Origin of the sequence: Aquimarina aquimarini (assembly GCF_900299535.1) — a bacterium.
In the GTDB taxonomy this organism is placed as follows: Bacteria; Bacteroidota; Bacteroidia; order Flavobacteriales; family Flavobacteriaceae; genus Aquimarina; species Aquimarina aquimarini.
In genome coordinates, this window is the sequence record NZ_OMKE01000006.1 from 67,985 (window position 1) to 80,591 (window position 12,607).

The following is a 12,607-nucleotide window of genomic DNA, read 5'->3' on the forward strand; positions in this document are numbered from 1 at the left end:
ACTTTTAACTTTTTAAACATATCTTATAATATTTTGATGGTATTTCATCTTCTGAAAAGTTATCAAATGCTAATGGATTATTAAGCTCGTAAAACCCCTTGGATGGTGAACTCATAAGATAAACTGCTTTATTGGATTGCAGTACCATTTCTACCCCATTGCAGGTTACAACCTGCTCTCTTTTAGTTTCATTAAACAGACGAATTGAGCCTTCAAAGTTTATACCGTATCTATCAACAATAACTTTTTGAGATTTACCATTTATGGTGGAGACATAGAGCGTTGATTCTTGTTCAGGAAAATTATTTTTTGCTATTTCTTCATTTCTTTGTTTCTCAAAAGAATTCGGAAACAAATCTTCTGCAAAATAAAAGACCAGTGCCAAACATGCGGCTATAGAAATTTTAGTAACCATTCGACAAGTCGAAGAAGAAAAAACTTTCTGAATAGAATTACTTATCGGATACTCTTCATCTATATCTTTATAAATCTTTTTAAGTACTTTGTCACGACTGAAGTGAAATGAAAAAACATATTCTAATTCTTCTTCATTATAATTAGTATCCAACCATTTTTTTACCTGCTCTTTTTCTGAAGGGGTACATTTATTGGCTACATATCTTTTTAGTAATTCCTGCGAAATTTCCATCCTAAATTTAAATCACTTTTCCGTTATTTAATTAGGTAGACGAAAACAAATCAAGTACCACAAAAAAAGTTTTTTTTTTTTTTAAAAAAGAACGACTACATTTTTTCTAAGTAGTTTTAATGCTTTACTGATTTGATATTCTACAGCTCTTTCCGAAAGATTAAGTTTATTGGCTATTTCTTTATTAGAAAGTGATTTATGACGGCTTAGAAAAAAAATGTTTCTTGATATCCTTGGTAGTTTTTTGACTAAGTTAAAAATACTGTCTTTGGTATTTGTATAGATCAAATCATCCTCTGGAGATAGATTTGACTGTTTTTCAAACTTGGTATCGAAAAAAAGTACTTTTTCTTTTTCATGTTTGCGCCAGTAGTCGATCAATTTATTTTTTGCTGCTCTCAATAAGTAATTCTCAATAGGTCCATTGACCTCAATAGCCTTTCTTTTTAACCATAATTTTGAAAATATCTCTTGAAGTAAATCTTCTGCAATTTCCTTATTCCCTCTCAAGTTATATATAAAAAAACTTAGAATTTTAGGACCATGTAGATCATATAGTGCGGTAAACCCTTCCAAAGATTTAAGATCGAGAACCTGTTTTTTCATTTTTTCCATTTGGACCAGTTTCTTTTTTCGCAAAGTGGATAACTCATTACCTAGCGTTAAAAAACAATATTTACAAAATTAAAGTCCAAATAGACTGTATCCTAATTTTATTTAGATTAATTAAAAATAAAATATTTTCCTAAAAAATCTTAAAATCCAAATAATAAACACAATAAACTATATGCCAACACTTAACATTTAAAAAAGTATTTTTATTTCACCTTAGCACACTCATCAAAAAAACTTATTGATATTCTTCGATTGATACAATATCAAACGAAGAATATCAATTGAATTAGATTTTTTTAACAAAAAAAGAACTTCTTTTTAGCTATATACATCAAAACCATACAATACAGCTTTATCTATGAATCAAAACAAACCTAAGAAGTACATCACACATTAAAAAAGAGAAAAAGGTTTAAGGAATTTTAAGGGACTGAATTTTGTTTAATCTACTATAGTCTATTTTACCATTAGGAGTTAAAGGAAACTCATCTATAATGGATAATTTAACCATACGGGGACTAATTTTAAGTTTAGACTGCACAAATTTTTGTAGTTTCTCTAAAGTTACTTCTGTAGAAGTCGAAAACACCTTTAGTTTCTCATCCTTAATATTAGTACAGGCAAGTGGAGTTTGGTGATATTCATTTTTTAATAATTGCTCTATTTCATCCAAATTATAACGGAGACCTGCTAATTTTATAATTCGTTTTATACGTCCTGTAATATAATAAAACCCTTCTGCATCTACCTTTGCTATATCTCCTGTAGACAAAACCTTAGGTTTGACATAAGGTTGAAGATCATCTTTGTTTTCTGCGTATCCACCAAAAATATTGGGACCACTATAACACAATTCACTAGTAACAGGGTCGATTTGAAAGCTTCCATTTAAAATAGGCTGACCTATTGATCCTATTTTTTCTAACTAAATAATGGAGTAATAATATTCGTTGCTACTAGGATCACATCGAATATATCTAAATACATAAGACTGGAACACATAGAAAGATTCAATATTACTAATCCATCATCTTCAACAATAGATTCTATCAAGAATATTTATCTCTGGTTTAATAAATCGTTCTTACAATACACAAGTTAGCAATGGTAACCCCTCTTTACATACTAGGGAAAACCCCTGAAACCCCTATCCACAAGACACTTAACCGCCTCAATATTAGCTTTAATCACCTTTTATTTATAACTTATTACTAAACAATTTTAACCAATATTAATTATGAGCACAAAAGATTCGATTTTTGCGGTACAATCGTACCCAGATCCAACAACAGGAGCAGTCACTTTCAAAACGCCTGCAGAAATTCAAGATTTTACAAACGCTCCAGATAAGCAAAAAAGATTAAATGTTTTATGGAATCAAAACTTGAATGGGTTTACAGAACAAGGTATGATAGGAAACCCCTGGAATACAGAAAACACTCCTCCAACAACCAATTATTTTAACCCAACAAAAGACACTAAAGAATACACTACAGCCCCTATTCAATGGTCACCATTTCCTGGGCGATTGGCATACAATTATCCATCCCTCAATGACAGTCAGCTTAATGAATTAGCAGACAAAGGAAACATGAGCCAAAAGATTGCAGAAAACCCATGTGATTCTAGTGATCAAAAAAAGATTCCCTATTTTCCCTATGGCCCTCGTGGTTGGCAAGACGAATATTGCGAATGGGTTGTAACACGGGATCCATCAACAAACAAAATCACAAAAGTTCAGTTTACATGTGAGAACCCAGAATACTGGAACAGTCTTTGGAAAATTGATCCAAATAAAGTACTTAACATTTACAAAGAACTAACTGGAAACAATACTATTACACTTGAAGAATTGAGTCTTCCAGGAGTAATCGACCCTTCAACCTCTCAACCTGCCTATAATCCATTAAATAAATATAATACTGGACCAGATGGAAATACAAACAATGGAGGAGCAATTCACTTAACAAGCACCCCCAATACACTTCAAACAGAAATCGGATTAGCTACAGCAGCAACGATTATGCGTAATAACCCATCAGGATCAACTGGAAATACACTCTGGCCACAACGTCAATTCAATGATTTATTGTGTGATGCTCAATTTGGTCAAAAAAACAGAAACAGCGACCCTAATATTGGAGGAAATGTAAACCTATTGGTAAATGACAACACCACGAGTATGGTTAGCCTTGCAAACCCTCCAGGATTATACATTCAAACACCAAATTTCACAAATTACATAACGCCAGATAACTCTGATCCTTCTTCGTGGTGGAAAGTAATTCGAGGAACCAATTCTATAGATGGCCTTCCAGGAGATTTTATTCTACATGCTGTATTCGAAGCACCTGAAGATTCTGATTATGTTGTAGGAGATGTTAAAATTGGATCCGAAAACATTGAGTGGGGAAGCCAAATTGCACGTACTTTTCAGATGCATATTATAGGAGCAGCATATGCAGGAGAGAAAGGGCCCTCATATAATGCCGTAGTAGACAAGCCTAATCCACTTGCTCAACCGCTTCAATTATTTTACAAGGATGTATTTGAATCGATGTATAATACTTCAGTTCCAAACCCTGTAAAAAACCCTATTTCTTTGTTGAGTAACTCTACCTACATTCCTCCAACCATTAATTTAGGTGTCACGCTAGCAGAAATGGTTATTACTACAGCAACATGTAATGCAATTGCTGGTAAACAGTCTACTTATCCTACGGTCACGTTTAATGATCCAGCAATTTCTGTTGAGATTACAGATGTAAAAAATGATGTTTATTACGCTGTACCCGGAAACAGTCAACCAAGTAATAACACCGCAATTTTCATTAAGGTAAGTATTGGCAACAATGCAACTCTAGGCGTAAAATCTATACAAATCATTAATCATGATCAAACAGAAAGCACCCCTTTTCCTGCATCACTTGTCGTTAATCCAGTAACAGTTTGTTCGTATCAAGGATGGCAAAATACAGGGATTACAATCCCTGTAGGAAAAACTGCAAAAATCACATATAGTAGCGGAGAATGGACCGCAAACCCAAATAGTAATGGTGGGAATTTGTACGACGCCAGCGGAAACCCTGATCAGATCCCTTCAAAATCGGGATACACATTACCAGGTGCCAATGAAGGTGCTCTTATAGGAAAAATTGAAAATGGTACTCCTTTCAATATTGAGGATAATGCAACAACTCCAAGTGGAGAAGCTGGAGAACTTTCTCTATGTATCAATGATGACTTAAACAATCAATACGGTGCAGGTCTGGCAGATAATATTGGTGAGATCGTTGTAACGATTACCATCAATTAATACTCATATCATCTAAAAGGGGGAAATTCATCCCCCTTTTTTAATATTTCAAAACCATGAAACATCTATATAAATTACTGTTTACTTTGCTTGGGGTAACAGGAATCATCTTGCATTCTTGCGCAAAGGGTAAAGTAGAAAAAACAAAAGTATTGTTCAATAAATTCACCAGCCCCCAATGTAATTGTTATAAAAACAATGTTGGAGATGGATTGACTATCAATTTTAACGATTCTGTTCCTGGAGATTTATTAGTTTTTGATCAGACCAAAGCAAACTGTTTTGCATGGCAGTCTTTCATTTCTTTAAACTGGCCAACAAACGGGAGTAACTTCTTTGGCAAACAAGGAGACAAATCCTTCGTGCAATGGGAAACATTTATGCCCAAAGATGTACTTTTTAATGCCCAAGGTACCAAACCACCAAACTGGGGAACAATGATCTCTAAAGAATACATCCAAAAATTTGATTCCCAACGTTCTCTTCTTAATAAACAAAACACAAAACTCTTAACCTTCGTAAAAAAGGCAACCACCTCAGATACTTTAGAGGGATTAGACATTAGCCAAGCTTTTCCTGGTAATGCCCCCAACTGGTTAGGTGCTCAAAACCGTACCAATGTATGGTATGAGATTATGTTGAACAAGGACTACTATGATTTTGTTGTTGAAAAAGGGTATTACAACGCCGCAACACAGCACGATTCTATTTTGGCTGGAATTCCGATCAATTTTCCTCAAGGAGAATATGGTACAAACGGTTTTGACGGGGCAACAGGTGCCATTGAACTAAAGGCCGCATGGATGGAAGTTACAGACCAAGGGAATAAAAAATGGAACCGGTATAAACTATCAAAAGCAACAGTACTAGATCCATATACATCAAAGCATCGGGTAACAACAGTAGCACTGGTAGGGCTACATATTTTGCATAAAACACAAAATCAGCCAACATGGGTTTGGGCTACCTTTGAACATGTAGACAATGTTCCTGGCTCATCAGACTCAAGTAGTTATAATTTTTATAACGAGAATTGCACAGATACAACTGTGACTTTAAAAAACGGAAAAACAGTTACGGTAACATGTAAAGCAAATACACCTCCTCCATATTACTTAACAGATGCACCTCCTGTACCGATCCAAATCACTCGACAAAACCCAATTGATCCCAATAATGCAAAACCAATCAACAAAGAAATACAACAAGCCATTGATTCCTTGTATAATAAATCTGTGTACCAATACTATGAACTCGTTGACGTAATTTGGGCACAAGCATATATGGCCGACCCAACAACCCCTGTAACTAGTCCACGTAATATAGCTCCAGCAACGATGACTAGCGGAGCGAATATTGTGGCAAATACAACGATGGAAAGTTATATCCAAAATACTACATGTTACCAATGTCATGCGAGAAGCACTATTGCTCCTTTCCCTCCTGATTCTCTAAAAAATAATATTTTTGCAGATTTTAGCTTTGCAATACGTTTCGCTGGGTATACCAAATTTCAAAAAGAACATTGGAAATCTTCAGCTAAAAAAGAAGAATAGTATTCTAAAGTTAAAATGTCTAGAAGCTATTTTTACCGGCCTTTGCTTTTCTTGAAAAAATCAAACTGTAACCATTTTTTTGAGGGTTACTAGTGAATGTTGTGATTCTCAAATGTTAAAAAAGTATCGATTCATGACAAAGAATGGATCAAGATAAGAGCAGGTTTTTCAATTTAACTATGGAATTACAGAAGCACTTAAAAAACTCTTCAAACATTTTGCAATGTTAAATCAGTAAAAAATCTTTATATAGAAAACTAGTATCACAACAGAAGAAAATCGACCAATGTTGTTCAAAAAAAACGAAAGCCCTAAGTGATTGAATACTTAGGGCTTTTTCCGTTGGTCTACTAGGGCTCGAACCTAGACTCTTCTGGACCAAAACCAGACGTGTTGCCAGTTACACCATAGACCAATAAGTGATTGCGGGTGCAAATTTAAAACTTTCTTTCATCTCTGCAAACATTTTTTTAATTTATTTTATTTTATTTCACTTCTACGGTTTCAAAAACAAAATAACAGGCTTTAAAATATAAACTTCTGTTAAGCGTTTCCTAAAAAAAACAAGGTTAAAGTATTTTTATTACTAAATTCGCCACACGTTATATAACCTAACAATTCTTATGAGTACATTCAACTTTACCAAGTGGAATAAAATAACAGGATGGATCGTTTTTGCGATTGCATTATGTGTTTACGGAATGACTGTAGAGCCTACTGCTAGTTTTTGGGATGCAGGAGAATATATTGCTACTTCATCAAAATTACAAGTTGGCCACCCTCCTGGAGCGCCTTTATTTCAAATGATAGGAGCTTTTGCTTCTTCTTTTGCAACAGATCCAACTCAAATTGCATTAATGGTAAATATGACATCTGCTTTTGCAAGTGCTTTTACTATTTTATTCATGTTTTGGTCAATAACCATTCTTGTAAAAAAGATAACTACAAAAGAAGAAGAACTGACCAGCGGAAAAGCGATTGCAATTTTAGGTAGTGGACTTGTTGGATCATTAGCTTTTACATTTACAGATAGTTTTTGGTTTAATGCTGTTGAAGCAGAGGTGTACGCCATGGCTACCTGTATTCTATCTGTACTTTTCTATCTAGGGTTATTATGGGAAAGAGATATGCATACTCCAAGGGGAAATAAATGGTTGATATTGATCTCCTTTATTGTTGGACTCTCTTTTGGTGTTCACTTTATGGGACTACTATCAATTCCTGCAATCGGATTACTATATTACTTCAAGAACTATAAAGAGATTACTGTCAAAAATTTTATAATTGCTAATATTACAGTAGTTCTCATACTACTATTTATATTCAAGCTTTTATTGCCCTCTACATTAAAATTCTTTGGTATTGCCGAAGTCTTTTTTATAAACACTATCGGCTTGCCGTTTAACTCAGGAACTATCATTGCAGGGCTTATAATAATTGCTGTTTTCTACTTCAGTATAAAATACACTAGAGAAAAAAACTACACGCAAGTAAACACTTTGCTACTTTGCATTATGTTTATACTTATTGGGTTTTCTAGCTGGATTATGCTACCTATTCGTGCAAATGCAGGAACTGTAATAAACGAAAACAACCCAAACAATGCTCGAGAGCTTCTAGCATATTACAACCTTGAACAATATCCTGAAACTCATCTTTTTTATGGCCCACAATTTACAGAGATATACGCTCATTTAGATAAAGATAATCCGTATAGAGACGCAAAACCTAAATATGAAAAAGACCTTAAATTAGGAAAATACATTATTGTAAACGATTGGGAAAATGCAAGGCAAAATCTTGATGATGCTCATAAAGCTATTTTACCAAGAATGTGGAGTACAGAGCACATTGCTAACTACATGGAGTTTACAGGGCCTATTAAATTCACTATAAAACCTGAATACCAAAGTGAAGAAGAGCTTCTTAAAGCTGTTACACAATTTAAAAGAGAATATGCTTCAGGCAAACTAGATAATGACGATTACAATAAATTTCTACAATCTTTTGGTAATTATATTGATGTAGAGAAACCTTCCTTTTGGGACAATGTCGTCTATCTATTTGATTACCAAATGGGCTATATGTATTGGCGTTATTTTATGTGGAATTTTGTAGGAAGACAAGATGATAACCAAGGTAAGCTTACTGATCTTGAAGGAAACTGGTTAAGCGGTATTACTTTTATTGATGAGATGAGACTAGGTTCTCAAGATAACCTACCTACTGATGTGCTTAAAAACAAAGCAAGGAATACTTATTACTTCTTGCCATTACTTCTTGGGTTAATCGGTTTTATGTTTTTATTACAACATGACAAGAAAAAATTCTGGGTTCTACTTGTCTTTTTCTTATTTACTGGATTGGCTCTAAAAGTATATCTTAACGAAAGGCCTTTTGAACCAAGAGAACGAGACTATGCGCTCGTAGGATCTTTTTATGTATTTGCCATCTGGATTGGGATTGGAGTATATGCTTTATTTGATTTATTCAAAAAACACCTAAACCCTAAAATACTTGCTCCAGTAATTACCACAGTATGCTTGCTAGCTGTACCTGTTCTATTGGCCTCTCAAAACTGGGATGACCACGATCGATCTAATCGATATACTGCACAGGCAATGGCAAAGATGTATCTACAGTCCTGTCAAGAAGATGCCATACTATTTACCATAGGAGATAATGACACATTTGCTCTATGGTATGCACAAGAGATCGAAGGCTACCGTACAGATGTTAGAACCGTAAACACAAGTCTTTTTGCTACAGATTGGTACATCGACCAAATGAAAAGAGCTGCATACAAAGGAAAACCTATTCCTTCTCAGTTAACCCACGAATTCTATAGATACGGAAACAATGATGCAATCTATTATAAGAAATACCCTAAAATACCCGACACCTTAGACATAAAATCTTGGATGAGTTTTATTCAGAGTGACAACCCTGTTACTAAAGGAGATTTACAAAGTGGTAAAAAGGTAAATACATTTCCAGCTAAACACATACGAATCCCTGTTGATAAAAAAGCTGTATTAAAAAATGGTATTGTTGCTCAAAAAGATGCACATCTTATTGTTCCTTATATCGACATTCACTTAAAAGGGGATCTGTTATTCAAAAACCGCCTTTTAATGTTAGATATTATTGCCAACAACAACTGGGAACGACCTATTTATTTTACAGGAGGTAGCTATGGCGACGATGATTTTTTATGGATGAAAGACTACTTACAACTAGACGGGGTCACCTTTAAACTAGTCCCTATTCGTACCAAGGTAAACCCTCGAAACCCTTTTGAAATGGGTCGAATAGATACAGATCTTATGTATAAGAATGTAACTAGTTGGGATTGGGGTAATAGTAACGATCCAAATATATACCATGATCCAGAAACTAGAAAAAATGCGATTACATACCGTAGTAATCTAGCTAGGCTTGTAGAAACCTTAATTCAAGAAAGTAAAAAAGATAAAGCCAAAGAAATTCTGGATTTGGCAATGGATAAAATGCCGATAGAATATTATGAGTATTACACTTTGATAGAACCTTATATCACTGGATACTATGAAGTAGGTGAAAAACAAAAAGCTCGTGACCTTTGGTCTAAACTTGCCAAAAAATATCAAGAACAACTCAATTATTTTGGTAGTCTTGAGCTTAAAGATCAATACCGTTATGCTGAAGAAATTGTAACCAATGTAGAACGTTATCGTGGTGTCATTGATCTATTACTCATTAGTAAAGACAGAGAAATGATCGAAGAAAAGGCAGAAGAGTTTAACAAATATCTCAGGCTATTTAAAAGACTATACTCTTCAGATGAAGAATATAGTGACGAAGAAACTTTACGTAAACAAGAAGAAGAGTTAGTTAAAGAATCTCAGGACCAAGAAAAGCCTCTGGACTCCTTAGACAGTATACCAAATTAACAACTAAAAGGAGGCTCTTAAAAACAAGCCTCCTTTTTTTATACAATCAAATACAGGTGATCCCAACAAAAACTCCTAAAATCCTCAAAAGACTGTTCCCTGATTACGTATGGGACATTCCTTGTGATCACAAAAAGAAATTATATCTTACTTTTGATGACGGCCCTATCCCTGATGTTACAGAGTTTGTTCTTAATCAATTAAAACGTTATAACGCTAAGGCTACTTTTTTTTGTATTGGTGACAATATTAGAAAACATCCTAGTATCTTTCAACAAATCGTATCAGAAGGTCATACAATAGGTAACCATACTATGAATCACCTCAAAGCATGGAGGAACAATCTCGAAACTTACATTTGTAATACTATTGATTGCCAAAAAATGATTTCAAAATACACCCCTAAAGATTACCCACAATTATTATTCAGACCTCCTCACGGGCAGATAAGTCAAACCAAATTGAAAGAATTAAAAAAACTAGGGTATTCGATTATATTATGGGATGTTTTATCAAAAGATTGGAAACAAAATATATCTCCTGAAATTTGCACTCAAAACGTTATTAAGAACGCAAAAGAAGGAAGTATCATCGTTTTTCATGACAGCATAAAGGCTTCAAAGAATCTTAAAGAAGCGTTACCTAAAGTCTTAGAATATTTTACTGAATTAGGGTATACTTTTGAATCTATCAAACTCAAACATACTCCTTCATAAGACCTATGAGCGTATTAGCATCCTGCTCTCCACTTTGTCTCCATACCATTTCTCCTTTTTTATAGATCATTAAGGTAGGAAGCCCTTTGATACGTAATGCTGTAGCTAGTTCTTCATTTTTATCTACATCTATTTTTATAACCCTTCCCTTGTCACCAAGTGCAGCGGCTACATCTTTTAACACAGGATGCATAGCCAAAGAAGGCTCATTCCATTCTGTGAAAAAGTCTAATAAAACAGGTACTTCAATACCAATCAGATCTCCAAACTTAGACATGTTTAAAAACTTTTATGTTTGAGGCTTATTAGTAAGCACTAAACAGTTGTAAATATAACACTTTCTCTGAATTAAACAGGTTTAGTGCCTTTTCGCAATTCAATAATAGTAATTTCTGGCCATATCCCTACTCTCCCAGGAAAAGCATGAAAACCAAAACCTCGATTTACATTCAGATAACGTCCCATCTCATTATACATACCCGCCCATTGCTTATACACATACTGCACTGGACTCCATCTTATAACCCCTGGGATTTCAATTCCAAACTGAAACCCATGAGTATGCCCACTCAATGTAAGGTGATAATGATCACTATGTTTCTTTACCTCGTATTCCCAATGTGAAGGATCATGGCTTAACAAAATTTTAAAATCATTTTTTGCAACTTTCTCTGATGCTTTCCTTAAATCACCAGCTTTCTTAAAATTATGTCCCCAATTTTCTACTCCAATTACAGCAATACGCTCCTCTCCCTTTTCTACAAAAATACTGTCATTAAGTAACAGATTAAAATCGATTTTAGTATGAATATCTTTTATTGCTTCAAAATTCGCGTCTTTTTCTTCCTTAGTATTCCATGTCACATACTCTCCATAATCATGATTACCTAAAACAGAATACTTACCATATTTCGGAGTTTTAACACGCTTAAAAGTATCGATCCAATCGTCCATTTCGTCAGCTACAGTATTCACAATATCACCTGTAAATAGTAACAAATCCATTTCTTGCTCATTAATTAAATCAACCGCATATTCAATCTTTGAAGCGTCATCAAAACTACCTGAATGAATATCTGATATCTGTGCCAACCTAAATCCATCAAAACCAGAAGGAAGATCTTCATAATACAATACATGATGCAATACTTTAAAATTGTATTTACCTCTAAAAATACCATGTAATAGCCCTGCAAATGGTATTGCAGCTACCCCTAATGCCAATTGACTAATAAATTTTCTGCGGTCTGGCATATATTTACTCACCTTACCTTCAAAAAAAGTAGTTGACAAATAATTATACCCTGTAACACAAATCCTAACGACATCTTCTCCAAATAAAAATAACACCATAGCTAATTTAGGAACTATGGTCAATAACAACAAACCACTAGCTCTCAATGTGTACTTGGTGGGGCCAACACTACGATCATAATTAGCAAATATATAAATCGCATATCCCAAGATAAGCAATGACACTAATAGATACCCTATTTGCACCCACATGCTTTTGGTGATCGTTTTTATCGCTTGATAAGCATAAACTTCAATACATATATATAATATAATAGGGAGTAACCAACGCATAGTGTATTCTAAATTCAATTTGCAACAAAGCTATTTCTCCTTTTTAATTCTCCACCGTTTTTTAAGTAAAAATTAACGATAAATAAATTTTATTGACTAAAACCGTTAAAATCATAAGGATATCTAAGATAAATCTTAATATTTTATTTCAGAAGTAAAATATTTATTTGTAACTTCGTTCCGTATTACTTTTAGGGCTTATTACCAATCATAGAAGAAATCAAATTTATATATAA

At 34.0% G+C, this 12,607-nt stretch carries 9 protein-coding genes and 1 tRNA gene; 4 read left to right on the forward strand and 6 right to left on the reverse strand.

Going from position 1 to position 12,607, the window contains the following annotated elements:
* Nucleotides 1–4 precede the first annotated feature (4 nt).
* From DG508_RS01870 to DG508_RS01880, 3 genes are all read right to left on the reverse strand, one after another.
* Complete coding sequence (locus DG508_RS01870) at nucleotides 5–649, reverse strand: hypothetical protein (protein WP_108866518.1); 645 nt, start codon at nucleotides 647–649, stop codon at nucleotides 5–7.
* Between the two features lie 81 nt (nucleotides 650–730).
* Nucleotides 731–1,255, reverse strand: a complete 525-nt coding sequence (locus tag DG508_RS01875) for an RNA polymerase sigma factor (protein WP_234418156.1) — start codon at nucleotides 1,253–1,255, stop codon at nucleotides 731–733.
* A 421-nt stretch (nucleotides 1,256–1,676) separates the two neighbouring features.
* The gene (locus DG508_RS01880) at nucleotides 1,677–2,036 is read right to left on the reverse strand and encodes a class I adenylate-forming enzyme family protein (protein WP_328515263.1); all 360 of its coding nucleotides are present in this window, start codon (nucleotides 2,034–2,036) and stop codon (nucleotides 1,677–1,679) included.
* Nucleotides 2,037–2,501: 465 nt separating this feature from the next.
* Here DG508_RS01880 and DG508_RS01885 point away from each other — a divergent pair, with 465 nt between their 5' ends.
* On the forward strand, nucleotides 2,502–4,580 hold the full coding sequence (locus tag DG508_RS01885) for a hypothetical protein (protein ID WP_108866521.1): 2,079 nt from the start codon (nucleotides 2,502–2,504) through the stop codon (nucleotides 4,578–4,580).
* A 56-nt stretch (nucleotides 4,581–4,636) separates the two neighbouring features.
* The gene (locus DG508_RS01890; RefSeq protein ID WP_108866522.1) at nucleotides 4,637–6,136 is read left to right on the forward strand and encodes a cytochrome c family protein; all 1,500 of its coding nucleotides are present in this window, start codon (nucleotides 4,637–4,639) and stop codon (nucleotides 6,134–6,136) included.
* Nucleotides 6,137–6,478: 342 nt separating this feature from the next.
* On the opposite strand, the gene DG508_RS01895 is transcribed toward DG508_RS01890, so the two are convergent.
* Nucleotides 6,479–6,551: transfer RNA gene (locus DG508_RS01895), tRNA-Gln, on the reverse strand.
* Nucleotides 6,552–6,759: 208 nt separating this feature from the next.
* Here DG508_RS01895 and DG508_RS01900 point away from each other — a divergent pair.
* Nucleotides 6,760–10,068, forward strand: coding sequence for a glycosyltransferase family 117 protein (locus tag DG508_RS01900; protein ID WP_108866523.1), 3,309 nt, complete (start codon nucleotides 6,760–6,762; stop codon nucleotides 10,066–10,068).
* A gap of 56 nt (nucleotides 10,069–10,124) precedes the next feature.
* Entirely contained in the window at nucleotides 10,125–10,784 is a 660-nt protein-coding gene (locus DG508_RS01905) for a polysaccharide deacetylase family protein (RefSeq protein ID WP_328515264.1), read from the forward strand.
* Here the strand turns inward: DG508_RS01905 and DG508_RS01910 are convergent.
* Nucleotides 10,765–11,061 carry a thioredoxin family protein gene (locus DG508_RS01910; protein WP_108866525.1) on the reverse strand — a complete coding sequence of 99 codons (297 nt, stop codon included), beginning with the start codon at nucleotides 11,059–11,061 and terminating at the stop codon, nucleotides 10,765–10,767. The genes DG508_RS01905 and DG508_RS01910 overlap by 20 nt on opposite strands.
* A 71-nt stretch (nucleotides 11,062–11,132) precedes the next feature.
* Nucleotides 11,133–12,371: a metallophosphoesterase gene (locus tag DG508_RS01915; RefSeq protein ID WP_108866526.1), complete on the reverse strand. Its 1,239-nt coding sequence runs from the start codon at nucleotides 12,369–12,371 to the stop codon at nucleotides 11,133–11,135.
* Nucleotides 12,372–12,607 lie beyond the last annotated feature (236 nt).